Source organism: Geobacter sp. OR-1 (assembly GCF_000813145.1).
Taxonomy (GTDB): Bacteria; Desulfobacterota; Desulfuromonadia; order Geobacterales; family DSM-12255; genus Geoanaerobacter.
This window is the reverse complement of sequence record NZ_BAZF01000008.1, coordinates 171,600-195,134: the sequence shown is the minus strand read 5'-3', so window position 1 is coordinate 195,134 and position 23,535 is coordinate 171,600. Positions and strand designations below refer to the sequence as shown.

Sequence of the window (23,535 nt, the reverse complement as noted above, 5' to 3'; positions counted from 1 at the left end):
GCCGTTCAATGATCTCCGGAAAGGCTATGTTCATGTCTTCGCTCGGGTGGAAGAGTCTCATGCCGCATCCGGTGCCGTATTTGGTCGGTTTGCCGTTTTCGTCGAACCACCTCTTGCATCCGGATTTTTCCGGATCGTCGTCTAGCTTCCAGCCCAGAAACTTCTCGGCTATTGCCGCATCCAGCGAGTGTTTCTCCAGGAGATCCAGCGCCTTGTGAGTGTAGATGCCCATGTGCGACTCCTTTTTCAGTAAAAAATTATCATCAGTTATCTATTTTCGCCCTCTTCCCGAAGGGCGTTTTCCCGGTGCCGGTTTTCGACGATCTGCGCTACTGTACTGGGTTTCCCGCGGTTTTGGCGGCCTGGCTTCTTCCACCTTTATCTGCCGATCGATCACCAGGCAGTCATCCAGCGTGTCGATCGCTTCTTTAGCATCCTGCAAGGTCGCCATCTCCACGAATCCGCACCCTTTGAACTTGCCGGTGACGGGATCGGTCAGGAGCTTGATATGCTTGACCTTGCCAGCTACGGAAAAGTGTTTCCAGATATCTTCTTCCGTTGCCTGAAAAGAGATGTTCGTTACATAGAGCTGCTTTCCCATGGGATTTCCTTTTCGCATTCAGCGTTAACTGCGGTTGTCTTTCGACGGTCAGCTGCGTTGAGAGTAACCAGCCATATATATGGGACCATCCCGTAGTTCCATGCCAGGCAAAGTCTCCTGTAACCAGAGAACAGCAAGCCGTCATCAGCCAATGCCAGGATTATGGGGGCTTTCAGGGTCAACTCCCCATTGCGCTGGAGGTCATTCTCCATTTTTGCATAGCTTAACCGGTATCCCCGCTTCGCCTTTGCCAGATACCTGGAGTAATCTTCGTAGTTGTGGTACGAAAGCGAGACCTTGATAGTGCCAAGCTCGCCGGAACGGGGGTACGGGATCAACTCCCCCTGGTTGCTCGCGGAGACTATCTCCGGCCAGTCAATGGCGTGGCGCTGATAATACTCCTGTTTTGCGGGATGGCGGGAAAATTCCCACTGCTCTTCTTCAATCTCCGGCTTAATCCAGGTGATTCTGATGCTGGAATTTGAAATCATGGTAAAGCCTAGTCCAGAGATGAGCGCAACTTTTTTCTCTCGGAAAGGATCTTTTTTTCGGAGAGCCGTTTTTCCTTGGCACGCCTTGGAACCTTGGTCGCTATCCGCTTCTTAATTACCCGGTCGCGTTTTTCAAGTGCCGTCCGCAACCGTTCAAGGGCCATCTCTCGATTTTGCGCCTGCGACCGGCTTTCCGATGCCTGTGCGACTATGCCGGTCGGGAGATGCCTGATCCGTACCGCTGAGTCGGTAGTGTTCCGGTGCTGTCCGCCTGGGCCGGACCCCCGGTAAAACTCCACGCGAATCTCTGATTCCTTTATTTCGACCGCCATCCCTTGTTTCTCTCTGAAGCTAACCCTGTTTTAAACGCAAAGCTACTCTGCAACTGTTTGTGCTGTCAAGAGATAACCTGTTTAATAACGGTCTCTGCCTGATAATCTCATTCTCGATTTCCGGAAATGCCGGATGCTAGCCGGAATATCGGCAATGTCTGCCAAAGTCCATGCTGTTGCCCGATTTTTGCCGTTGCGGCGGACGCGCTCGTTACATGGTATCATTTAAAAAAATGATATAGAAATTGCCCGGTATCTATTCCACCCGGACTGTCTTGATCAGAGGGACGTTAATGAGCCTCAGTCGGTTATACAAATTGCGCCGGATAAATAGTTTTGCAATCGCCTGGTTTATGTGGTTGTGGATCTTCCGGGCCATCGGGTCTCTTGCCGCTGAAGCGCCTGCAGCCCCCCTTCCACCGGCGCAGACAACCCCTGAGAGCAGCCAGGAAAAGACCATTGCCCAGACTGTCGAGGAGACCCATGATCAAATCGAGCGGGACATTCTCGAACAGGTGATCCGCTTCGATAAATTTTTCGGCAAGATCGAGGCAGAATCCGACCGAAAGACCGAATATCATCTGCGCTGGCGAAATTCTCTGCGACTGGACAATTCCGGTCACATCAACTACGGCACCAACCTCAGGGCCAGCCTCGGTCTTTCCAGGATCAGCGATCGTTTGCGACTGGTGATTGCCGGCGAGGATGAACCGCAACCCCTGTCACCGAACATCCCTCAGGATCCGGGCAGCCCCGGATATGACCGGACCTTGACGCCGTCTACCCGTATTGTCAATACGGAACTGCGGATCGGCTTGTTCAAGACCTCATCGATGAATATGTTCCTCGGCGGCGGCTTTCGTATTGCCATTCCATTTGAACTGTTTGTTCGGAGTCGTTTCCAGTATACTCATCCCCTTGACGACCTCTCTCTTGTGCGGTTTGCAGAGACTCTTTTCGTGAACAACAGCTCCGGGTTCGGGGAGACGAGCGAAATTGGCCTGGAGCGGCTGCTGCCGTGGGAGTTCCTTCTGCGCTGGGCCAACTCAGGAACTGTATCCGAGAAGATCCCCGGACTGGAGTGGGGCACCGAACTCTCGTTATTGCGGGAACTTTCTCCCAAAAGCGCTGTCACCGTGGGGGGAGGCATCTATGGTAATTCTGCCGCAAGTCCGGTGTTGGCCAATTATCGGGTTTTTACCTGTTATCGCCGGAACATTTTGGTCAACTGGCTTTATTACGAGCTGGAACCGGAGATTTTCTGGCCTAGGGGTTCTTCCGGCGCGTTTGTCTCAAATTATGCCGTTACTTTCCGTCTTGAGGTTGTTTTCCGAGGTTCTGCAAAAGGCAAATGAGAGCCGGATTTCCCCTTGGTGCTTGAAAAAAGCCTGGCCTGATGCAGCAATTAAAAAAATATTTTTCGCATGATTTATTCGTTTGACTTTGTTGGGATAAAACTGCTACGTTTACAAAACTTCCGTGGAACACCCCGGATCAATTTAACAAGGCAGCATCAGGAGAAAGTAAGACAATGGTAAATGGAACAGTAAAGTGGTTCAATGACAGCAAGGGGTTCGGTTTTCTTGAGCAGGAGAGCGGCGAAGACGTATTCGTGCACTTTTCGGCTATTACTGGTGAGGGCTTCAAATCTCTTGCCGAAGGCGACCGCGTAACGTTTGACGTTGTGAAAGGCCCGAAAGGCCTTCAGGCAGCAAACGTAACCAGGGTTTAACAACTAGTTTCGACCCATACAAAAAGCCCCGGAGCGATCCGGGGCTTTTTTTTATCCGGTTTTGACACATATGGCGAATTTCAGGTACCGCCCTTCGGGGAACGTCACCGGGTAAGGGAAGTCCTCGGGCTGGCCAGCAAGCGAGATGACCCGAAGTTCGCTCTTTGCCTGAAGCGCGCCGCGGCGCAGCTCTTTCAGGTATTCGGCAATATCAACCTTCTGGTGGTTCGATGATGTGACGAGCATCCCTCCGTCAGGCAGAATTGCCAGAGCCGCGGCGACCAGGTCGGAGGTCCCCTTCCTGGTGGTAAACATGCTTTTGCCCGTAGTGGAGAACGACGGCGGATCCATAATAATCATGTCGTACCGGTCCTCTTTTTTTGCCAGATCCTGCAGCACCGAAAAACAATCGCCGACAATGAACCGGTGTTTTTTCGGATTCAGCCGGTTTGCTCCGAAATTCTCCCGTGCCCACTCCATATATCCGGAAGACGCATCGACACTGGTTACCAGCGATGCCCCGGAAGCCGCTGCCGCGACTGAAAATGCCCCGGTATATGAAAACAGGTTCAGGACACGCTTCCCTTTAACCCGGGGCATTATTTCACGGCGGTTCTTTCTTTGGTCGATAAACAGGCCGGTATTGAGCCCTGACCTCAGCCTTACGAGGAAGTTCAGCCCGTTCTCCCGGACAAGCAGTTGCTCCGGCGCGTGAACCCCGGCAATCAGGCTGCCGTGCACCCTGCCTTCACTCACTGCCTCAAGTTCTCTGGTCTTCACGGGTCGGGACTTTTCGTAGACCCCCTGCGGCGAAAAAACGTCCTGAATTGCCTGGACCAACGGTCCAAGATGGGGCTTCCAGGCAGAACTGAAGAGCTGAACCATCAGGAACTCACCGTACCGGTCGACAGTCAGCCCCGGTAATCCATCCCCTTCTGCATTCACCAGCCGGTACGCATCAGAGTCGGCAAGATCTGCGTGATCTTTGCGCAGTCTTGCTGCAGCCTCCAACCGGGCCTTTAACCAGCTCCTGTCCAGCCTGATCCGTTCTTTTGCCAGTACCCGCGCCACAACCCGCTCGGCGGGGTCAAGCAGCGCCGTTGCCAGAAAGCGCCCGGATCCGTCCACGAGTTCGATCAGGTCTCCGGTCGCTCCCCCTTGCCAGCGCTTGGTGAATCCGTCGGCAACGACCCATGGATGACCGAGTTCCAGCATTCTTGCCGTTTCAGGACTTATGGTGCGAGAGAGTGGCTGTTTCATGATCACCTTTTATCGAATCAGATGCATGCGTCAGGAATTGCACAACGGATATTCCTCTTATTTGCCTTTTCAGTCAAGTTTCATCACTCGCTGGAATCTTTGTTTGCCGCAGGGTGGGAATCGCGCTATTCTGTTCGGACTGTATCTATTTCAGCGACAGGCATGACGCCACGCAGGGGGAAATAATGAACAAAAGCCGAAACCTGACCCTAAGTTCCATGGTCCTCGTTGTAACGTTTCTCAGCGCAATCTCTTTTTCCATGGCTGCAGAGAACCAACCCGCCGTGCCAGTTAAGGCTGAAGCGCCGCCGCCGGTTCAATCGCCGCAACCTCTTGCCCCTGCGGCAGCAGGAAATGGCAATATCCAGACCTCTGTTTTTTCCATACCAACCGGGAAGGTCGGCTTGATAGACATCATGAGGATTACCGAAGAATCGACGCTCGGGAAGCAACTGAAGGGTCGTTTCAAGGACAAGAGCACCAAGCTGCAGGCACAACTGAATGCAAAGCAGAAGCAGCTTGAAAAACAAAAGTCAGCACTTCAGGCAAAATTGCCCACTCTTGCTCCTGAGCAGAGGGGAGCCAAGATCAAGGAATACGAGAAGAAGGTGGATGAGTTCAAAAAGACTGTCAATAATGCCGAGAAAGAGCTGCTGCCGCTTCAGGAGGAGCTGACCCGGACAATAACCATGGAGACCATGGCCGCCTGCGAGGCCTACGCCAAGGAACACGGTTTTGCCCTGGTCACTCTTAAGAAAGACCTCTTTTATGTCGGGTCAAACTACGAGCAGAAAGATATTACCTCAGAGGTGATAAAACTGATGGATGAAAAGAAAAAGTAGCAGTTTCTGCCGGGATACGGTTATTCATGCCGGATCAGGCCGTTGTCCCAACGGCTGAAAAAGTCCTTAATTAACCTGTTGCCCCGGCCGATGTATACATTACATCATGAAGACGATCTTCAAAAAAAATGACTATAAGATACTGGCCGATATCGACGAGCGAAAGGCATGCATTGTCAAGGGAACTAACAGTGTCTACGTTGCCCTTGAAGAGCTGACCCCGCTTTCTGCGCTTGCCGCCAAACATCTGAAGATGATGGGTTGCGATCCAGGGCGATATCTGAACATCGGCCTCAGTAACCATGTCATAATCAAGGAGGCAGAGGAGGCCTGGCAGGCCGCTCTGAAACAGGCGGAACAGAGGAATCTCCCCAGCGAATCTTCCATGATCCCCATGTTCTGGCAGCACCTGCCAGGGCTTATCGAACTGCGCGATGCCGAAGATACTTACGCGGCGTGTCAGAAGTCTGCCAGCCTGATGCTCGAATATCGCCAGCGAGGCCTGCCTCCGGCCCGTCTGATGGAACTCAGGAAGAGGTATCCGCGCGCGGCTGCCTTTATTACTGCCGAGACCTATGCATTCTCAGGGAACGAGACGGTTTCCGAGCGGGGGCGAAAGGCAATGCATATGCTGATATCTGGTGACCAGGTGGCGGATGCCCTTTCGCTGCTCCCTGATCTGTCCCCGGATATGCCCGACCAGGACCGCTCTCAGAGTGCCGATCGATGGTAGAAAAGCAGAAAAAACTTGAAGCCCACATCCAGGATCTGACCGAACTCATCGGTGTCGCACGAACAGTTGTTTCCACCTTGGAGCTTGACCAGGTTCTCGACCGGATACTTGAAAGCGCCCTGAATTTCATGGGGATGCCGTCCGGTATGCTTGCCGTATATGAAGAATCGTCAGACGAGATGGTGCTTCATGTCCACTCCGGGCTCTCACCTGAATTCGTCCAGGTGAATCGGTGGCCGGTTTGCGGCCGGGGTGATGCCCTTACCCGGGCGGCAATGGAAGATTATTCCATACGCTACGCACCGGATATGGGGGCGGAAGAGCAGCAGGTCAAAGAGCTTTCCGCAGAAGGTGTCAGGGCAATGGTCTGCTTGCCCCTCGCCGTTCATAACCGGCCGGTCGGAATCCTGTATCTGTATGATTTCACCTCCCGGCATCTGGAAGACCGGCAACTTAACCATCTTTCCTTGCTGGCCTCTTTTGCCGCAATGGCCATCGACAACGCCAGCCTGCACAGCCGAACCAAGCTCATGGCCCTGACTGATGCCCTGACCGGGTTGTACAATAACCGGTATTTCATGCAGGTATTCCCGCACGAAATGATTCGCGCCCGTCGGTATTCAAAACCGCTCTCCCTGATCATGATAGATGTGGATAATTTCAAAAAACTCAACGATACCTATGGGCACCCAAAGGGGGACCAGGTTCTGGCCAACCTCGGGAAGATCCTGTCTGCTTCTCTCCGGGCCTCGGATCTTTCGTTCCGGTATGGGGGAGAGGAGTTTACCGTCATACTCCCCGAAACCAGGCTGGAAGGGGCATTTCTGGTGGCGGAGAGCCTCCGGGAAAAGGTTTTCAAGGAGATTACCCCTCTATTGGGCCAAAGTGAACTGTCCGTTACCATCAGCCTCGGGGTTGCCGGTTATCCCTACGACGCCGCATCCACCGACACTCTCCTCTCTCACGCCGACGCCTGCCTTTACAAGGCCAAGCATCAGGGCAAGAACCGGGTATACTGGGAAAGCCCCTATGCGGCAACATGGCCGCAGCGCCAGGTTTGATCCGCGCCGGCAACTTGCCTTTTCCGCGCTCTTCGGATATAAACCCCTTCATTGATTCCACATTTTCCGGTCAGGGTCTTTTCATGTTGCGAATACCAGCCTTAATTATTGCCTGTGCCTTAATAGCCGCCGTTCCGGGCGCCCACGCCGAAGAACAGTGTGCCGAACTGCTGAAACAGAAGGACGAGGCGACTTTGTCGCTTGTGCAGGAGAATGCAGCCCTCAAAGAGCAGGTGACCCGGTTGCAGATGCCGGCCTTGACCGCAGGCGAACTCAACTCGCGCATGATTTCACGTATGCGCGAGATCGCTGCCGAGGTAAAAAGCCAGCGTCTGGCAATGAACGAGTTCCAGGGTTATGTGACCTGGATGTCCGGCAGCGTTGCCGGGTATTCAAAGTATATCGAGGCCGGTTCCATGGCAGCCGGTTTTGCCAAGGCTCTGCCGATACCTTATGCCGGACAGGCCGGAATGTTTACCAAGTTTGTCTCGCATTTTACCCTGTCCCTGAGCGCAGCCTCCAAATCGATTACCGTGTTTCTTGCCAGTTCCCAGCAGTTTGCCGACCGGATGGACGCCCTCGACCCGGCCAAAGAAAAGGATATCTATGACCTGGCCCGCTTTGCCGACGAGCAGTTGCTCCGGGACATTACCGATCTGCAGACAAAACTGGCCACCACCTCTGAATTGTCCGCTTCTGCATTGTCATTTCTGGAAAGCCTGAACCATTACATGTTGAGCAGCGATGAATACTGGGCCAGGGCCAAGTCGCTCGTGAAGAGGGACGCGGATAAAAAGGAGAAGAGCTTTCTTGCTGAGAGCGTCTCGGGGTTGAAAGGCAAGGCAGTTGGCTTTAACGCCAGGCTCAAAGGCTATGACGATTCCGTGCGCAAGGAGATCCCCCTGATCAAAAGCCTCGAAACCTATTCCGAACTCCTTGCCTTTCTGAAATGGCGCCAGGCCGAGGAAGGGCGGATTATGGAAGTATCACCATCACCTGCTCCCCCCGCGTCGGCACAATGAATAATATACTGCCGCGACCGCTGGAACTGGGTGAGATTCATCTCTGGCTCATAAGCCTGGACGTGGCAGCAGACGGCATTCCTGCTCTTCTGGGCCTTCTTTCCGTGGAGGAGCGCCGACGTGCCGAACGTATCCGCATATTGAAACCGAGGAATCATTTTATCGTGGCCCGCGGACTGCTGCGGAAAATTCTCAGCAGTTATCTGCCCATCTCTCCGGAAGAACTCGATTTCGATTATGGCCCGCACGGCAAGCCCGAACTCAGGAATGCCGATTCCAGCGGGATTCATTTCAACCTCTCTCACAGTTCCAATCTGGCACTTCTGGCCATAAACCGCAAATACCCGATCGGGGTCGATATCGAGACTGCCCGCTATGGCAGGTCTTTTATGAAACTTGCCGAGCGGTTTTTTTCCTGCCGTGAGATTGATGATCTGCATGACCTTGACGAAGAGTCGGTTCTCGCTGGGTTCTATGCCTGCTGGACGCGTAAAGAGGCCTATCTGAAGGCGATCGGTACCGGCCTTGCCACGCCTCTGAATGCCTTTGACGTCACGCTGAAACCGGAGGCCACTCCCGCCCTTGTCGGTCAGCGCCTGGACCCCGCAGAAACCGAACGCTGGAGCATCATCGAGATCAAGGTGCCTGCCGGTTATCGGGCAGCAGCCGCTACGCAATGGATCGCCCCCCGTATCGTCTTCCGGCAGTGGCAATCCGATGACCAAACCCCATGAAAAACCCCCTACCTTAGCCGTTTTTTATCTTGACTATAAACAGTCACTTGAGTAGAATCCGGTTCTACTTTTTCCTGTATACAGAATAGCGTAGTATCGGTATCGGGAATAGCCCAACAGCATTAGCAAAGATCTTTTGGATCTTGGCTGTAAACACAACATCAAAACAGGAGGTAGAAGATGTCTGAATTCGGTACACTTGAAAGTCGCGTTCGTCGCAAGTCGCTGCTCAGCAAGGTCATGAAGCCTGAAGACACCATCAAGTTCTTTCAGGCCGGGCAGGATCTCATGTGGTCCGGCTTCACCCCGGCAGGCTACCCCAAGGTGGTACCCATCGCCCTGGCCAACCATGTTGAGGCCAACAACCTGCAGGGCAAGATGAAGTTCAACCTGTTCATCGGCGCCTCTGTTGGTGCCGAGACCGAAGACCGCTGGGCAACTCTTGACATGATCGACCGCCGCTGGCCGTACCAGACCGGCAAGAACATCGCTGCCGGGATCAACGCCGGCCGCATCCGGATGGGCGACAAGCACCTCGGTCACTTCGCCCAGGACATCTCTTACGGCTTCTACACCGGCAACGGCCGCTACGACATCGGCATCATCGAAGTCTCGGCCATCACCGAAGACTGCGGTCTGGCCCTGACCACCTCCTGCGGCATCGTTGCCGAGGCGATTGCCCTCTGCGACAAGATCATCATCGAGGTTAACACCGGACAGCCCTCCTTCGAAGGGATGCACGACATCCATATGCAGCAGAAGCCGCCCCACAGGGCGCCGTTCCTGATCACCGCCGCTGACAGCCGTATCGGCACCCCGTATGTACCTTGCGACCCGGACAAGATCGTCGCCATCGTCGAGTCGAAACTCCGCGACAAGGGGCGCGCCTTCGCCGAGCAGGATGAAACCTCGGATGCGATCGCCGGTCACATCATGGAGTTCTTCTCCCACGAAATCAAAATGGGCCGTCTCCCCGAGAACCTGCTCCCGCTGCAGTCGGGCGTCGGCTCCATCGCCAACGCCGTCATCGGCGGCCTGGCCAAAGGTCCGTTCCGCAACCTGTCGGTCTACACCGAAGTTCTGCAGGACACCATGCTCGACTTCTTCGACGGCGGCAACCTGCTCTGCGCCTCCTCCTGCTCGCTGTCCCTCTCCGAGACCCCGGGCTTCCCGCGTTTCTTCGAGAACTGGGAAAAGTATTTCGACAAGATCACCCTCCGTCCGCTCTCCATCTCCAACGCCCCTGAGCCGATCCGTCGTCTCGGGTGCATCGCCATGAACACCCCGGTCGAGATCGACATGTACGCCCACGCTAACTCCACCCTGGTTGGCGGTACTCGTATGATCAACGGCCTCGGCGGTTCCGGCGACTTCCTCCGCAACGGCTACCTGAAGATCATGCACACCCCGTCGAGCCGGCCGAGCAAGACCGATCCGAACGGTATCTCCTGCGTGGTGCCGCATTGCTCGCACATCGACCACACCGAGCACGACCTGGATTGCGTAGTCACCGAGCAGGGTCTTGCCGACCTCCGTGGTCTTTGCCCGCGCGACCGCGCCCTGAAGATCATCGAGAAGTGCGCCCATCCGGACTACAAGCCGATCCTTACCGATTACTACAATATGGCCCTTAAGGACACCCTGGCCAAAGGTATCGGCCACGAGCCGCAGCTGTGGGATCGCGCCTTCAAGATGCACCTCAACCTGGCACAGAACGGCACCATGAAGGTCAAGAACTGGGACGTCAAGCTCGACCTCTGCGAATAGTCGTTTCTTGCTCCTGCAGTACCAAAGCCCCGCCGGGAAACCGGCGGGGCTTTTCTGTTCGGTCCTGTCTTGCACAAGCCGTTAAACGGGGTATCCTCAAGTTATGGAGTGCAGACAGTGAAACGTGTCGTAATCATAGGCATAGGGTTCGGCGGAATCCGCGCGGCCAGGGAACTGGCCGGCCAGGGGCTGGAGGTTGTGCTGGTGGACCGGAACAACTACCACCTGTTTCAGCCGCTGCTTTATCAGGTTGCGACCGCCGGTCTCGAACAGGAGTCCATCGCCTATCCGATCCGGGCCATGTCACGGCACTGGACCGGCACGCGGTTTCATCTTGCCGAGGTCCGCGCCGTCGATTTTGCCGCGTGCAAGGTGCTGACCAGCCATGGGGAGATCGGGTACGACTACCTGGTGGTTGCAGCGGGGAGCGTGACCAATTTCTTCGGTCTGGATTCGGTTGAGCGCCATGCCTATGACCTCAAGAAGCTGGCCGATGCCGAGCGGTTGCGCAACCAGATCCTTACCGCTTTTGAACGCGCCGTGGTGGAGCCGGACCCGGCGAAGCGCCGGGCTCTGATGACCTTTGTCATCGTCGGCGGCGGCCCGACCGGCGTCGAGTTTTCCGGGGCACTCATCGAGCTGGTCCGGTACGTGCTCGCCAAGGATTACCCCGAATTGAGCGTTCAGGCGGCGCGCGTGGTGCTCATCGAGGCGTTCGACCGCCTCATGGCGGCAATGCCTGAACAACTGCAGTCTTACACCCTGAACAAGCTTCGCAGTATGGGGGTGGAAGTCCTTCTTAACGCCAGGGTTACCGATGCCGGGCCGGAACGGGTGGTTCTTCATGATGGCGCTGTTATCCCGGCACATACCCTGTTCTGGTCTGCCGGGGTCAAGGCCGCTCCGTTGGCCGGCTCGCTCGGGGTGGGGCTCAAACCGGGCGGCCGCGTGCCGGTAGGGGCCGACCTTTCGCTCTCCGGCCATCCGGAGGTCTTTATTGTCGGCGACATGGCGTGGCTGGAACAGGATGGTGTACCGTTGCCCATGGTCGCACCGGTGGCCATGCAGATGGGGACCTATGCCGGTAAGGCAATAAAATTGCGTGAACAGAATCTGCCGGTTCCGCCATTCCGTTATCATGACAAAGGGAGCATGGCCACTATCGGCAAAAGCGCCGCGGTCGCCATGACCCATGGAATGAAACTGAAAGGGTATCCTGCCTGGATCGCCTGGCTGTTGCTGCACCTCTACTATCTGATCGGTTTCCGCAACCGGGTCGTCGTCATGCTTAACTGGATCTGGTATTACTGGTTCCATGAACGGCAGGTCAGGCTCATCACCGATCAGGACGGTACACGCTGATGAAGCCGCATTCGGATCGGGCGGCAAAGAGTGGCGAACCTAGCGGGAGTCAACTCCTCGCCCCCTGCCAGATTAAATGTCCGATTCATGAAGAGATCCAGCGAACCAATATTCTCATCTCTCTGCTCCCCCGGGACCCCCAAGCCGCAGCAAGTATAATCATCGAAATAGGCGATGACCTGTTCCGTAAAAACCCCTTCTTTACCGTGTGCGGCTATGTTTGCGGCATCTGCGAACTGGAATGCCGCTATGCCGAGACCGGCGGGGCGATCCGGCGACGGCTTCTCAAAAGGTTTATTGCGGACAGGTATCGTGACCGGTTGCATAACCTGGAGCCGCTTCCGCGGGGGGATCGTGATATGGTTGCCGTTATCGGCGGCGGCCCAGCAGGGTTGATGGCCGGTTATGAGCTGTCCCGCCGAGGGTTCCGCCCTGTGATCTTCGAGGCCGGTGCGTCCCTCGGCGGCGCGCTCCGGCTGATTCCCCACTACCGGCTACCCATGGACCTGCTTGACGACACTATTGACGCCATTGTCCGGGTGGCGGGAATAGAGATTCGATTCGATGCCCGTTTGGGTATGTATGGCTTCGATCTGGACCGTCTGCAGGAACAAGGGTTCCGTGCCGTATTCATTGCAGTGGGGAGCCCTGCTCCCCGCATCCTGACATTTGGAGGGAAGGAGCTGCCGGGGCAGAAGTCTCCGGGCGTCATATACGGGCATTCCTTCCTGTACGAACTGGCCCATGGGGCCATTCCGGCCGGATATCTGGACAACCGGAGGGTCATTGTGATCGGTGGCGGGAATGTGGCTCTTGATTCGGCCAGAAGCGCCCGGCGACTGGGGGCCGATGTTACGATTGTCTGCCTGGAGTCCGGGGTGGGAGAGTCCCCTTTGCCTGCCGACCCCCTTGAGGTGAAGGCTGCCGTTGAGGAAGGTGTGGCGATCATTTATTCCCGCGGAGTCTGCGCCATACACCACGACACGGGTCGGTTGACCGGCATCACCGCTCCGCGCTGCACCCGGGTCGTTGATGATCACGGCTTCAACCCGCAGTTCGACCTGGCGGACAGCATGGAGATAGCCGCGGACCTCCTGATCATCTCGGTAGGGCAGGGACCGGAACGCAGATTTCTGCACCACGAGGGTCTTCTCGACGAGACCGGCCGGGTTGCGTTCGACCCGCTGACTCTGGAGAGCCCTAACCGCCGGTCCCTGTTTGTCGGCGGTGACATGCTCAAACTGGGGTTCATGGTGGATGCCATGAGAGACGGCGTGGAGGCTGCCGAATCTATCGACCGGTATTGCCGTGGTGGTGATCTTAGGGCCGGCAGAGAAATCGCTTACTCGACCCCGCCGCCGCCAAGCCGGCACGATTACCGTCCCGAACCGGATGTCCAATGGCTTCCGCCTGAACATCGCCTGGACTTCAATCTCTTCGAAAGCGGGTTCACCCTGGAGGACGCGATTGCCGAAGCGAGGCGCTGCCTGACCTGCGGCCCCTGCAGCTCCTGCGAGGCCTGCATTGAGGCCGGAATCCGGTTGGATATACCCACGTGTGAAGTCATTGAAGAGCGTTGCAGCGGTTGCGGGGTATGCGCTTCCGCATGTCCGTTCGGGGCGGCCTCAGTAGTAATGCGGGAAGAACGGCTTTCCTCGGTTACCGACAGGCAGCTCTGCCGCGGCTGCGGCCTTTGCATCGCCGCCTGCCCGGCCGCGGCCCGTCGGCTCGTTCCTGCAAAAGCCCCTGAAGAAAAGCCTGCCGGCGATGGCCGAACGAACGTGAGCCCGCCCTTATGACCGGATTATCTCGCATACGGATTATCGCCTGCAGTTTCGGCTGGGGATACAGCGGTAATCTTGAACAACTCACCCTGGATCTTCCGGATTTGCAGTGCGTAGTCTGTTGCGGATCGGTCGGAGCCGAAGAGATACTGGGGCCGTTGCACAGCGGTTATGACGGGGTGCTGCTGCTGGCTTGCCCAATGGGGGAGTGCCACTTTCAGGACGGGGAATGGCAGTGCCTGAAAAGAGTGGGGTTGCTGAAAGCTCTATTGTCCGGCTATGGACTCGATCCGGAACGGTTGGCGGTCCGTTTCGGCAACGATCCGGAAGGGGAGAGTATCGCCGCTATTGCGGGCGAATTTGCCGAAAAACTGGCGGAGTTATGAGCAAGAGGCCGAAGATTGCAATCTATTGGCTCGGAGCATGTGGCGGCTGCGATTCCGCTTTGCTCGACCTGGGCGAGTCCCTGCTGGAACTCGCCGAGAAGTTCGAGGTCGTAATCTGGCCAGCTGCCCTGGATTTCAAGCATGACCGGCTAAGGAAGATGCCGGACAACAGCCTGGCTCTGGCAATCATCTCCGGGTGTGTCAGGAACTCCGATCACAAGGCAATGGCGGAACTGCTCCGCGCCAAATCCCGGCTGGTTCTGGCCTGCGGGGCATGTGCCTGTTTTGGGGGGATTCCCGGGCTGGCCAACCTCAGACCGCGCGATGAGATCATTGAGTGGGTTTATAGCGCTTCTCCGACAGTGACCAATCCCGAAGGGGTCAGACCCGAGCTGAGTTGCGATGTCAATGGGGAACAATTGACCATGCCGGAATTTTACGGCCATGTTTACGCCCTTAACCAGGCAATAAAGGTCGATTACTTTCTGCCCGGTTGCCCGCCGCCAATCGATCTCCTTCTTGATGCGATCAAGAAGATTGTCGGAAAAAAACCGCCGCAAAGGGGAAGCACACTTGCCCCTGCCAAACCGCTCTGCGATTCCTGCCCCCGGAATCGCTCCAAGCCGGCACGGATGGCGATCACAAAGATTCGTCGTGCCCACGAAACGGTTATTGACCCGGGAGAATGTTTCCTGGCGCACGGGATTATTTGTCTTGGCCCTGCTACCTGCGACGGCTGCGGCGGGAGTTGCCTGGCCGTCAATGCCCCGTGTCGCGGGTGCTTTGGCGCAGTTGAAGGGGTGCGTGACAGCGGGGCGAGATTCCTGGCCTCCCTTGCCCCCCTGCTTGCACCTGAAGATGAGGCGGGACTCCGGGCCATGATCGATGAGATCGCCGACGCGGCCGGTTATGCCTGCCGTTTTACCCAGCCGGTTTCGATTCTGGGGGAGAAAGAGCTTACGGAAAAGGACCGGGAATGAGCGAACGGATTGTCATAGACCCGATAACCAGGCTGGAAGGACACGGCCGGATTGAAATCTTCCTGGACGGGCAGGGGAACGTCAGCGATGCCTTCTGGCAGGTGCTGGAACTGCGCGGGTTCGAGCGGTTCTGCATCGGCAGGCCTGCCGAGGAGATGACCAGGATTGCGCCGGTGATCTGCGGCATCTGCCCGTCGGCGCACCACATGGCTGCCTGCAAGGCGCTGGATCGACTGTACGACGTCGTCCCTCCCCCGACTGCAATGCTCGTCAGGGAACTGGAATATAACGCCTCGATCGTTGACGATCACCTGTTGCATTTTTTCTTCCTGGCAGCGCCGGATTTCATTGTCGGTCCGGACGCCGACCCGGCGGAACGGAACATCTTCGGGGTCATGGAACGGCTGGGGAAGGATTTCGGCAGGAGACTGATCGACATCCGGAAGAAAAACCGCGACATTATCAGGTTGCTCTTCAGCAAGGCGCCGCACCCCGAGGGGGGTGTTCCCGGCGGGGTGCCGAGGGGCATTAAGGAAGAAGAGCGGCAATGGCTTGCTGCAACCGCAGCGGAAAGCGTCGCCTTTGTCGTTGAAGCTCTGGAGGTCTTCAGGGAAAGGGTTTTGGGGGATGCCGGCTGCCGCAGCCTGCTTGAGGACAGCGCCTATTCTGTCAGATGCTGCTCCCTGGCGCTGGTGGATGCCGGGGACCGGGTCGCGTTTTACGACGGCACGGTCAGGGTCGTTAATGCCGAAGGCCGGGAGATCAGCCGTTTCCCTAGCGATGAATACGCCGACAAGATCGCCGAATGGGTAATGCCATGGACCATGGTCAAGATGACCTATCTCAGGGAACTGGGGTGGCAGGGGCTTGTCGAGGGGAGCGATTCGCCGCTTTATCGGGTCGGGCCGCTGGCCAGGGTCACAGTGGCCGATTCAATGGCGACTCCACTTGCCCAGCAAGAACTGGAACGCTTCCGCAATTTTTTCGGGCCGGAGCCGACTCACCAGATACTGTCAAGTCACTGGGCCAGGCTTATCTGTGCCTTGCAGGCCGCGGAACGGAACCGCGAGCTTGTCGGAGAACCGCTGCTGACCGGGAGCGATACGCGCAATATGGATTTCAACCTGACCGGCAGAGGTATCGGTTGCGTCGAGGCGCCGCGCGGCACCCTGTTTCATCACTATGAGACCGATGAGAGAGGCATCTTGACCATGGTCAACCTGATCGTGGCTACTCAAAACAATGCCGGGCCGATATCGCTTGCGATCAAGAAGGCAGCAAAGAGGTTCATCAGGGGTGGGGAGGTGCGTGAAGGGCTCCTGAACCGGGTGGAGATGGCCTTTCGTGCCTTCGACCCCTGCCAGTCGTGCGCGACGCACGCCCTAGCCGGAAGATTTCCGCTCCGTTTGAATATCCGTGACCATCAGGGCCGAATAATCCTTCGGCTCAATCAATAGAATCTCATCTCACCGTGATTCGTATCACTGCTTGCAGCCTAAAATCAGACGATATTGATCTACATAAACTTACATTTATCTTCTGATAAGCGATAATACTAAACCACCAGCAATGGTGGGACGGAAAGCCCAAGGGTCTCACGCAGACAGCCGGGTACCGAAATATCAGATTCTGATCTTTCGGTGCGCGGTTTTTTTTGTTTTCGGGCGTCAACCGGATAGATAATTCAGGAGACAACCATGGAATTCAGATTAGATCCTGCAGTTGCATATCTGGCCGTTAAAGAACCATCGGTTCATGAACTGTTCCGGTCGTCCAAACCGGTGGTGCCTGCCGATCGGCAGATAGCAGAAGGCGCAACCGAAGCCTACATCTGCACCGAAAAGGAAAATAGTTGCCTGAAGGTGTACCTGGCATTCTGGGAAATCCCCCGAAAAACGACGCGTATTTATACGCCGAAATCCCAGCCGGGCGACAAGCGGGAGTATCAGGATTGTATCGATTCTGCGCTGACGTATTTGACCGGCCTCGGATATTCCATGGACCAGGTGAATCTCAATTACAGCACCGCCATGAGACAGGTCATATTGGGCGCAATCAAGATTTTCAAGGCACCCAAGGCAAACATCAAGGGTGGGGCAAAACCAAAGGCTCAGGAATCGCATTCTTCTGCCCGAAATGTTGATATCCCCGAGCCGGTCTCAGTGGAAGGCGCTCAGCTTGCGGCAACTATTGCGTGCAACCCGGTAGTACCACCCTCTCCAGTTGAGCCGTTACCGGCGATGAATATTAGTACTGATCTCGGATTGGCCGGGTTGCGCTTGGAACTCGACAATGCCAGGGATGAAGCAAACAGGCTTTGCAGTGAGCTGAATTTGCAGTTACAGACGCACCGGAATGATAAAACTGTTCTGGAAGCCGAGATATCGGTCTTGAAGGAGCGGTTGGCAAAGGATAACCGGGAATCGGCTTCTGAAGAGTCGGCAAGGTTGCTTGAAAACGAACGGACAATCAACCGGCTTTCCGAAGAACTTCAAGAGCTGCGTTCCTTACTGTCGGCAAGAGAGCTGGAAATTTCGGTTTCCGGGGAACAGCTGATTAATGCGGCTAATAGTCAGCGCGCTGCAGAAGACCGTTTCTCTGAGAAACTTCAGGCCATGGAAGCGGAGCGTGAGACCCATTTATCTGAGCTTCGTGCCCTGGAAAAGAAAGTGTCGGCGCTTGACGTTCTCCAGTCGGAAGCATGTATAAATAACGAAAAAGCCACCCGTGATTTTGAGCGGATCGTCTCAGTTGAGAAAGAGCTCAGGGAAAAGGCCGAAAACGAACTGCTGCTTCTCAGACAGGAAAAGGATCAGATCGAACGGGTTGCTACTGCAGCACTCAACACCGCGAGGGAGGAACGGAAGGAGCTGGTGGGAAAAACAGATCTGCTGGAGGCTGAAAATATGCGGATGCAAGAGATGCTCGTGCTGCAAACATCCGCATTGCGCCAGACAGAGGAAAAAGCAGCGGCAGAGATGCAAAGGCTCAAGAGAGAGCTGTTGGTAAAAGAGGGGGTGGCTGCCCGTGAACTGGCCGGATTGCGCGGGGAGTTGCGCCGGCTTATCGAGGAGCAGGCCGTTATGGCATCCGGGTGTCTGATGATCGAAGCACCCACTCCAGGACATGAGGAACTGTCTGCTGCTGAACAGCTCACGATAACTGATGTTGAATGTTACGCCGTGATCGAGCCTGAGGAGATTCGCGTCGTAGATATGGATACTGTTCCGGGAAAACCAATGGACCTTCCTTGCCTGCCCGGTGATTCCGCAGATGCTTCACCGTTCAGTCTGGGAACGGATGCCGGCGATTCCGTCACGGAATTCACGTCAAACAATCAGTTAGCTACCGTGCCCTGCCTGACACCTGATGATCTTGTAGTGCTTTATGAATCGTCAAACAAGGTTCAGTCGGCGCCGGAAGGATTCAGGAGCCAGAAAAGCGGCGGGTACATCTGTGCCATCAAACGTGGCGGGAACCCCGAAATTTTTCTCGTCTGGAAGATGCTGGAAAGCAAGCAGGCGGTTTTGTACACCCCGCGCAGTCAGCCTCAGGATGAAGTGTCTTTTCAGAGAGTGCTTCAGGATGCCCTGTTTTATTTTGACAGTATCGGGTTCATGATGGCGCCGGTGGACCTGAACGGACCGGTAAACAGGTCAAATGCAATTAACAAGATACGGTTGGCGGCGTAACGGTTCCCGGCTATGAGCCGGCATCAGAGTTTTATCCCTTCCAGCTCTTCCCAGCGGATCAGCAGCGTTTCCAGTTCTGCCTCGATCTCTGCCAGCCTGGCGTTGATTTCCACCACGCCAGCGCCGGCGTTCCTGTAGAAGTCCGGATCTGCCAGCCTGGCGTGGAGCGCTTCCTGTTCCTGCTCCAAGCTGGCAATCTTGTCCGGCAACGCCTCCAGCTCCCGTTCCTCCTTGAAGGAGAGCTTTCTCGGCCGATCCTGCTGCGGTTTCGGTTTCGGCTGCGCCGGCTTTGCCGCTGCCGGGGTCGGATTTGATTCAGCCGCGGCCTGTCGGAGCCAGTCGTCATAACCGCCGACAAATTCCCTGACCACGCCATTACCGGCCAGCACGATCGTGCTGGCAACCACGTTGTTGAGAAACTCCCGGTCGTGGCTCACCAGCAACAGCGTCCCGGTATACTCCATCAGCAGCTCTTCCAGCAGGTCCAGGGTCTCGGCGTCGAGGTCGTTGGTCGGTTCGTCCATGACCAGAACGTTGGACGGCCTGGTAAAGAGCTTGGCCAGGAGCAGCCGGTTCCGTTCCCCGCCGGACAGGATCCTGACCGGGGTGCGGGCGCGTTCCGGGGTGAAGAGGAAATCCTGCAGGTAGCCGATGACGTGCCGTTGCCGCCCGTTGACGGTGATGGTGTCGTTACCTTCCCCAACGTTTTCCTGGACCGTCTTGTCGAGGTCGAGCTGTTCCCTGAGTTGGTCGAAATAGAGGACTTCCCGCCGGGTGCCAAGCCTGATCGCCCCGGTTTCGGGTTGCAGATCACCCAGTAGCAGTCGGAGAAGGGTGGTCTTGCCCGAGCCGTTCGGGCCGATGATCCCGATCTTGTCACCGCGCATGATGGTGGTTGAAAAATTACGCACTATTGCCAGGTTACCGAATGAAAATGAGACATCTTCCAGCTCTGCAACAATGGCCCCGGAGCGGTCCGCTTCCTGAAGCTGGATCTTGGCGGTGCCGATCCGCTCCCGGCGTTGCCGCCGCTCTTCACGCAGGCTCTTGAGCGCCCGGACCCGGCCTTCGTTTCTGGTGCGCCTGGCCTTGATCCCCTGGCGGATCCAGGCCTCTTCCTGGGCCAGCTTCTTGTCGAACAGCGCCTGGCGGCTCACTTCCGCCTCCAGCAGCGCCTCGCGGCGCTCTACGAACTGATCGTAACCGCAGTCAAAGGAGTAGATCCTCCCCCGGTCGATCTCAGCCACACGATTGGCGAGCTTGCGCACAAAGGCCCGGTCATGGGTAACAAAGAGGATCGCGGTTTCGCTCTTGAGCAGGAAATCCTCCAGCCAGAGGATCGTGTCAATGTCGAGATGGTTGGTCGGCTCGTCCAGCAGCAGGATGTCCGGAGTTGCGACCAGCGCCCGGGCCAGCAGTACCCGCCGCTTGGTGCCGCCTGACAGGGAGGAGAATTCCGCATCTGCCTCCAGGGAAAGTCTGTTCAGTATCCGCTCCACTTCCTGGTGCAACTGCCAGCCACCGCAGTTTTCCAGTTCGTGCTGCAGTTCGGTCAGCCGTTCCAGCAGCTCTGTACTCCCTTCGATTTCCAGGTCAAGCGCAACCCGGTGGTACTCGGCCAGCAGGCTGGTAGCATTGCCCATGCCGGACGCAACCACGTCGAAGACCGAACCCGATACCTCTTTCGGCACCTCCTGCGAAACCAGGGCCACCCGCAGCCCCTGGCTTTTGTGGAACTCCCCGGATTCGGGCGGAATCTCGCCGGCGATCAGCTTCAACAGGGTTGATTTGCCGGTGCCGTTACGGCCGAGCAGGCAGAGCCGGTCCCCGGCCTCGATCTGCAGGTCGATCCCGGCAAAGATCGGCGGGCCGCCGAAGGCCAGGGTTATATCGTGCATGGAGATGAGTGCCATTTATCCTCCGGCCCGCTTGACCTTGAAGCCACGGTTGCCGAGTTCCGTTACCGCCAGATCGCAATGGTCGCCCTGGATCTCGATGACCCCGTCCTTCAATGTTCCGCCGCTGCCGCAGCGCTTTTTGAGCTCGCCGGCCAGCGCCTTCAGCTCTTCCCCCTTGAGCGGCACGCCAGTGATAACCGTGACTGTCTTTCCTCCGCGCCCCTTGGTTTCCCGCCGCACCCTGGCCGTACCGTCGCCAGTTGGCGGCTGCCCGGCTTTTTTGCAGATGCAGGCAGCTATCCCTTTGCCGCATTTCGGGCAGATTCGCCCGGTTGTCGATGACCAGACCAGCGGTCGGTCCGGATCGTGTGCATTTTTCATATTCAAACCAACCCCATAGTGAAGTTGAACGGAGACGTGCCGGGGATTTCCCGGCCCCCAGCCCAGGCATCCAGCACCCGTTGCCGTTCGTTGGCCGGCAGCTGGGTGAGGTCGGCGATAAAGGAGGAGCAGCCCAGCGCTTCGAGCCTCTCCCTGAACGCGGTGAATGAGAAGGGGGTGGTTGGCGTGATTACGGTCAGGCCGTCTTTCTGTGTGACCCGGTAGCTGTCCCCACGGTCGGACTGGACCGGCATGTCGCTCTTAACCCCCTTGATCGCGATCTTCGAGGTAATGGCCGGAAGGGTTCCGTAGATCATGATCCTTCGCTCGATCGGCAGGTCAGCGGCCAGGAGGTCGGACAGATTTTCGCTATCGTCTTCAATATAAAGGGTACACCGGTTAGCCCCCAGTTCCTCCCAGGCGAGGATTGCCTGGGAGTTGAGGGAAAAGAGCCGGTAATCGGTGCTGATCTCGGCGTCGATCTCTTCCAGGAGCTGGAAATGCGAGATGTTTGCGGCCTCGAAGCGGCGAAATCCTGCTCGCGCCAGTGTTGCCAGCGCCTCGCGATACCAGGGGAGGTCGCGGTCGAAGATGATGAACGGCAAGCGCCAGGAAATTCGCCCCTCTTTCCCTTTCAGCCGGCGGCCTGACAGCGGCAGTTCGTGCAGGTTCGCCTTGGATACCGGCAGGCTCAGGCCGCTCACCCCTTCCGCATTAAGCAGTTGGAGGTCTCGGAGATGTTCGACCCGTACCGTCAGTGCTGCCGGGCTGCGCATCGTCCCTCTGGTCCCTGCCAGCGATGCCAGGGCCTCCCTGATTCGGGATGCGCGCTCCCGCTTCAGGGCCGGAATAATGCTTTCCGCCAGTTGCAGATAGAAACTGCGCCGGATCTCCTTGAGTTTGGCCGGCGGGATCATCAGCGCCGGAAACCCGGGTGCCGCAAGGGACCTGAGGGTGAACTGGGTGTCGCCGGTCCGGCTGAACTGGGCGGCTAAGACCTCTGTCATATCCGCAGTGCGGGACGGTTCCAGGTCGCCGAGCGGGAACCCGACGCTGAATCTGACACCGACGCAGTCGGCTTCGATCTGCATGGCGCCGTCCGTTAAGGAAATGGCCAGATTGCACGGCAGCTTTGGCCTGCCGGCCGCCTCAAGCCGTTTGGCACAGGAGGCTTCGCTCATGGTAAAGGCCGTTTCCGAAGAGACCTTGAAGACCGCGTCGCCGATGCTGCAGGGGAAAGGTGACGGTATGGCAACCTGAGTGCCTTCTGACACGTTTTTTACTGTTCGATTGGCACTGAACAGCTCCTTGATGGTGAATGCCTTGCCCGCCATGTCGGTCTTCGGCTGGACCCGGATCCGGTCGCCGACATGAAGACGGTCCTTGGTAGTGAACGATAGCCGGTTGCCTCTGACCGAGGTCACCTCCCCCAGGAACCGTCCGGTGGCGCCCCGGAGCGAAGGTGTGGCGATGTCGGAAGGGGCGTGCGAGGCAAGAAAGCCTTTGGTCGGTACCCGGCCGAAGGAGCGCTTGATGATCTCCTTGGCCGAGGCGAGCGCATCCGGCCACTGCTTGGCCGAGGCATCCAGCGCCAGCCGGTACGCCTCCACCACGCAGGCCACATACTCGGCAGATTTCATCCGCCCCTCGATCTTGAACGAGCAGACTCCTGCTGCCACCAGCTGCGGGATCAGGTCGATGCTGGAAAAGTCGTTGGTGGAGAAATAGTACCCTTCCTTGCCCCGGTATTTGTACTGGCGCCGGCATGGCTGGGCGCAGCGGCCGCGGTTGCCGCTGTGGCCGCCGAGAAAAGACGAGAAAAAGCACTGTCCCGAGAAGGAGAAGCAGAGGGCGCCATGGATAAAGCACTCGATTCCGATCGGGGAGTTGCGGACAATATCACTGATTTCGTCCAGGTGCAGTTCCCTGGCGAGCACCACCCGCTCGAATCCCAAGGCGGCAAGCTGCTGCACCCCGGGGGTGTTGTGGACGGTCATCTGGGTAGAGGCATGGACCGGAAGAGAGGGAAAGAACCGGCGGCTAAGCCGGGCCACGGCCATATCCTGGATGATGACCGCATCGGCCCCCATCCCCTCAAGGGCCGCGAGGGTCTCGACCAGCTGGGGAAGTTCGCGCTCCTTGACCAGGGTATTGAGGGTGACGTAGACCTTGCGGCCGTTGGCGTGGGCATAGGCCAGCATCCGCTCCATTTGGTACAGGGAGAAGTTTTTGGCCTTGGCCCGGGCGGAAAACTCCTTCAGACCGGCATAGACCGCGTCGGCACCTTTTTCCATGGCCGCGAAAAAGGCCTCCAGCGACCCTGCCGGGGCAAGGAGTTCGGACTTATTGTTTCCTGGAATCTGCATCAGGTCAGACTAGCGGAACTGCTTGATGGCGTCAACAGTCTTGATTTATTTGCGTCATTGGTTCTGCATCTGTCCGGCGAAAAAAAGGGCCTCCGGATCGGAAGCCCTTTT

The 23,535-nt window shown here is 57.0% G+C and carries 22 protein-coding genes and 1 riboswitch; of the genes, 14 read left to right on the top strand and 8 right to left on the bottom strand.

The features are described from left to right. From OR1_RS10760 to OR1_RS10745, 4 genes are all read right to left on the bottom strand, one after another. Window positions 1-232 (bottom strand): hypothetical protein (locus OR1_RS10760; RefSeq protein ID WP_041971844.1); only part of this gene is annotated, 232 nt, incomplete at its 3' end. 39 nt (window positions 233-271) lie between these two features. After that, on the bottom strand, window positions 272-601 hold the full coding sequence (locus OR1_RS10755; RefSeq protein ID WP_041971843.1) for an RNA-binding protein: 330 nt from the start codon (window positions 599-601) through the stop codon (window positions 272-274). Next, window positions 580-1,092, bottom strand: coding sequence for a hypothetical protein (locus OR1_RS10750; RefSeq protein ID WP_041971842.1), 513 nt, complete (start codon window positions 1,090-1,092; stop codon window positions 580-582). The genes OR1_RS10755 and OR1_RS10750 overlap by 22 nt, the downstream gene beginning before the upstream one ends. A gap of 8 nt (window positions 1,093-1,100) precedes the next feature. Further along, complete coding sequence (locus OR1_RS10745; RefSeq protein WP_041971841.1) at window positions 1,101-1,424, bottom strand: peptide chain release factor-like protein; 324 nt, start codon at window positions 1,422-1,424, stop codon at window positions 1,101-1,103. A gap of 293 nt (window positions 1,425-1,717) precedes the next feature. Here OR1_RS10745 and OR1_RS10740 point away from each other — a divergent pair, with 293 nt between their 5' ends. Next, window positions 1,718-2,779, top strand: coding sequence for a hypothetical protein (locus OR1_RS10740; protein WP_152609867.1), 1,062 nt, complete (start codon window positions 1,718-1,720; stop codon window positions 2,777-2,779). A gap of 176 nt (window positions 2,780-2,955) precedes the next feature. Continuing rightward, a complete protein-coding gene (locus OR1_RS10735) occupies window positions 2,956-3,156 on the top strand; it encodes a cold-shock protein (RefSeq protein ID WP_041971838.1) in 201 nt (66 codons plus the stop codon). Between the two features lie 51 nt (window positions 3,157-3,207). On the opposite strand, the gene OR1_RS10730 is transcribed toward OR1_RS10735, so the two are convergent. Beyond that, window positions 3,208-4,416, bottom strand: coding sequence for a class I SAM-dependent rRNA methyltransferase (locus OR1_RS10730; protein WP_041971837.1), 1,209 nt, complete (start codon window positions 4,414-4,416; stop codon window positions 3,208-3,210). 185 nt (window positions 4,417-4,601) lie between these two features. Here OR1_RS10730 and OR1_RS10725 point away from each other — a divergent pair, with 185 nt between their 5' ends. The 12 genes from OR1_RS10725 to OR1_RS10670 all read left to right on the top strand — a co-directional run bounded on the left by OR1_RS10725 (window position 4,602) and on the right by OR1_RS10670 (window position 18,779). Continuing rightward, window positions 4,602-5,258 carry an OmpH family outer membrane protein gene (locus OR1_RS10725; RefSeq protein WP_052440384.1) on the top strand — a complete coding sequence of 219 codons (657 nt, stop codon included), beginning with the start codon at window positions 4,602-4,604 and terminating at the stop codon, window positions 5,256-5,258. A 106-nt stretch (window positions 5,259-5,364) separates the two neighbouring features. Continuing rightward, window positions 5,365-5,991, top strand: coding sequence for a hypothetical protein (locus tag OR1_RS10720; RefSeq protein WP_041971836.1), 627 nt, complete (start codon window positions 5,365-5,367; stop codon window positions 5,989-5,991). Continuing rightward, entirely contained in the window at window positions 5,985-7,052 is a 1,068-nt protein-coding gene (locus OR1_RS10715) for a diguanylate cyclase (protein ID WP_041971834.1), read from the top strand. The genes OR1_RS10720 and OR1_RS10715 overlap by 7 nt, the downstream gene beginning before the upstream one ends. 83 nt (window positions 7,053-7,135) lie before the next feature. Continuing rightward, window positions 7,136-8,074: a hypothetical protein gene (locus tag OR1_RS10710; RefSeq protein ID WP_052440385.1), complete on the top strand. Its 939-nt coding sequence runs from the start codon at window positions 7,136-7,138 to the stop codon at window positions 8,072-8,074. Next, complete coding sequence (locus OR1_RS10705; RefSeq protein WP_041971833.1) at window positions 8,071-8,808, top strand: 4'-phosphopantetheinyl transferase superfamily protein; 738 nt, start codon at window positions 8,071-8,073, stop codon at window positions 8,806-8,808. The genes OR1_RS10710 and OR1_RS10705 overlap by 4 nt, the downstream gene beginning before the upstream one ends. A 180-nt stretch (window positions 8,809-8,988) precedes the next feature. Next, window positions 8,989-10,575, top strand: a complete 1,587-nt coding sequence (locus OR1_RS10700; RefSeq protein WP_041971832.1) for an acetyl-CoA hydrolase/transferase C-terminal domain-containing protein — start codon at window positions 8,989-8,991, stop codon at window positions 10,573-10,575. Window positions 10,576-10,692: 117 nt separating this feature from the next. Beyond that, entirely contained in the window at window positions 10,693-11,937 is a 1,245-nt protein-coding gene (locus OR1_RS10695) for an NAD(P)/FAD-dependent oxidoreductase (protein WP_041971830.1), read from the top strand. Continuing rightward, window positions 11,937-13,736, top strand: a complete 1,800-nt coding sequence (locus tag OR1_RS10690) for an FAD-dependent oxidoreductase (protein ID WP_041971829.1) — start codon at window positions 11,937-11,939, stop codon at window positions 13,734-13,736. Before OR1_RS10695 ends, OR1_RS10690 begins: the two co-directional genes overlap by 1 nt. Beyond that, complete coding sequence (locus OR1_RS20815; RefSeq protein WP_052440383.1) at window positions 13,733-14,107, top strand: hydrogenase iron-sulfur subunit; 375 nt, start codon at window positions 13,733-13,735, stop codon at window positions 14,105-14,107. The genes OR1_RS10690 and OR1_RS20815 overlap by 4 nt, the downstream gene beginning before the upstream one ends. Further along, the gene (locus OR1_RS10680; protein ID WP_041971827.1) at window positions 14,104-15,087 is read left to right on the top strand and encodes a hypothetical protein; all 984 of its coding nucleotides are present in this window, start codon (window positions 14,104-14,106) and stop codon (window positions 15,085-15,087) included. Before OR1_RS20815 ends, OR1_RS10680 begins: the two co-directional genes overlap by 4 nt. After that, entirely contained in the window at window positions 15,084-16,544 is a 1,461-nt protein-coding gene (locus OR1_RS10675; RefSeq protein ID WP_041971826.1) for a Ni/Fe hydrogenase subunit alpha, read from the top strand. Before OR1_RS10680 ends, OR1_RS10675 begins: the two co-directional genes overlap by 4 nt. Window positions 16,545-16,631: 87 nt before the next feature. Next, window positions 16,632-16,706, top strand: a riboswitch (cyclic di-GMP riboswitch). A 78-nt stretch (window positions 16,707-16,784) separates the two neighbouring features. Next, a complete protein-coding gene (locus OR1_RS10670) occupies window positions 16,785-18,779 on the top strand; it encodes a hypothetical protein (RefSeq protein WP_041971825.1) in 1,995 nt (664 codons plus the stop codon). 23 nt (window positions 18,780-18,802) lie between these two features. Here OR1_RS10670 and OR1_RS10665 read toward each other — a convergent pair whose 3' ends face one another. Genes OR1_RS10665 through OR1_RS10655 form a run of 3 tightly spaced genes read right to left on the bottom strand, consistent with a single transcriptional unit; the run spans window position 18,803 to window position 23,424 of the window. Then, on the bottom strand, window positions 18,803-20,692 hold the full coding sequence (locus OR1_RS10665; protein ID WP_041971824.1) for an ATP-binding cassette domain-containing protein: 1,890 nt from the start codon (window positions 20,690-20,692) through the stop codon (window positions 18,803-18,805). Further along, complete coding sequence (locus OR1_RS10660) at window positions 20,693-21,058, bottom strand: translation initiation factor Sui1 (RefSeq protein WP_041971823.1); 366 nt, start codon at window positions 21,056-21,058, stop codon at window positions 20,693-20,695. It lies immediately after the preceding gene. A gap of 2 nt (window positions 21,059-21,060) precedes the next feature. Beyond that, window positions 21,061-23,424, bottom strand: coding sequence for a U32 family peptidase (locus tag OR1_RS10655; protein WP_041971822.1), 2,364 nt, complete (start codon window positions 23,422-23,424; stop codon window positions 21,061-21,063). Window positions 23,425-23,535 lie beyond the last annotated feature (111 nt).

What these genes read in the sequence shown, in the direction of transcription:
- OR1_RS10715 (WP_041971834.1), top strand. Translation starts at nt 5,985, where the DNA reads ATGGTAGAAAAGCAGAAAAAACTTGAAGCCCACATCCAGGATCTGACC.
- OR1_RS10690 (WP_041971829.1), top strand. Translation starts at nt 11,937, where the DNA reads ATGAAGCCGCATTCGGATCGGGCGGCAAAGAGTGGCGAACCTAGCGGG.
- OR1_RS10660 (WP_041971823.1), bottom strand. Translation starts at nt 21,058, where the DNA reads ATGAAAAATGCACACGATCCGGACCGACCGCTGGTCTGGTCATCGACA.
- OR1_RS10730 (WP_041971837.1), bottom strand. Translation starts at nt 4,416, where the DNA reads ATGAAACAGCCACTCTCTCGCACCATAAGTCCTGAAACGGCAAGAATG.
- OR1_RS10720 (WP_041971836.1), top strand. Translation starts at nt 5,365, where the DNA reads ATGAAGACGATCTTCAAAAAAAATGACTATAAGATACTGGCCGATATC.
- OR1_RS10670 (WP_041971825.1), top strand. Translation starts at nt 16,785, where the DNA reads ATGGAATTCAGATTAGATCCTGCAGTTGCATATCTGGCCGTTAAAGAA.
- OR1_RS10675 (WP_041971826.1), top strand. Translation starts at nt 15,084, where the DNA reads ATGAGCGAACGGATTGTCATAGACCCGATAACCAGGCTGGAAGGACAC.
- OR1_RS10680 (WP_041971827.1), top strand. Translation starts at nt 14,104, where the DNA reads ATGAGCAAGAGGCCGAAGATTGCAATCTATTGGCTCGGAGCATGTGGC.
- OR1_RS10725 (WP_052440384.1), top strand. Translation starts at nt 4,602, where the DNA reads ATGAACAAAAGCCGAAACCTGACCCTAAGTTCCATGGTCCTCGTTGTA.
- OR1_RS10735 (WP_041971838.1), top strand. Translation starts at nt 2,956, where the DNA reads ATGGTAAATGGAACAGTAAAGTGGTTCAATGACAGCAAGGGGTTCGGT.
- OR1_RS20815 (WP_052440383.1), top strand. Translation starts at nt 13,733, where the DNA reads ATGACCGGATTATCTCGCATACGGATTATCGCCTGCAGTTTCGGCTGG.
- OR1_RS10755 (WP_041971843.1), bottom strand. Translation starts at nt 601, where the DNA reads ATGGGAAAGCAGCTCTATGTAACGAACATCTCTTTTCAGGCAACGGAA.
- OR1_RS10655 (WP_041971822.1), bottom strand. Translation starts at nt 23,424, where the DNA reads ATGCAGATTCCAGGAAACAATAAGTCCGAACTCCTTGCCCCGGCAGGG.
- OR1_RS10740 (WP_152609867.1), top strand. Translation starts at nt 1,718, where the DNA reads ATGAGCCTCAGTCGGTTATACAAATTGCGCCGGATAAATAGTTTTGCA.
- OR1_RS10710 (WP_052440385.1), top strand. Translation starts at nt 7,136, where the DNA reads ATGTTGCGAATACCAGCCTTAATTATTGCCTGTGCCTTAATAGCCGCC.
- OR1_RS10745 (WP_041971841.1), bottom strand. Translation starts at nt 1,424, where the DNA reads ATGGCGGTCGAAATAAAGGAATCAGAGATTCGCGTGGAGTTTTACCGG.
- OR1_RS10750 (WP_041971842.1), bottom strand. Translation starts at nt 1,092, where the DNA reads ATGATTTCAAATTCCAGCATCAGAATCACCTGGATTAAGCCGGAGATT.
- OR1_RS10665 (WP_041971824.1), bottom strand. Translation starts at nt 20,692, where the DNA reads ATGGCACTCATCTCCATGCACGATATAACCCTGGCCTTCGGCGGCCCG.
- OR1_RS10700 (WP_041971832.1), top strand. Translation starts at nt 8,989, where the DNA reads ATGTCTGAATTCGGTACACTTGAAAGTCGCGTTCGTCGCAAGTCGCTG.
- OR1_RS10705 (WP_041971833.1), top strand. Translation starts at nt 8,071, where the DNA reads ATGAATAATATACTGCCGCGACCGCTGGAACTGGGTGAGATTCATCTC.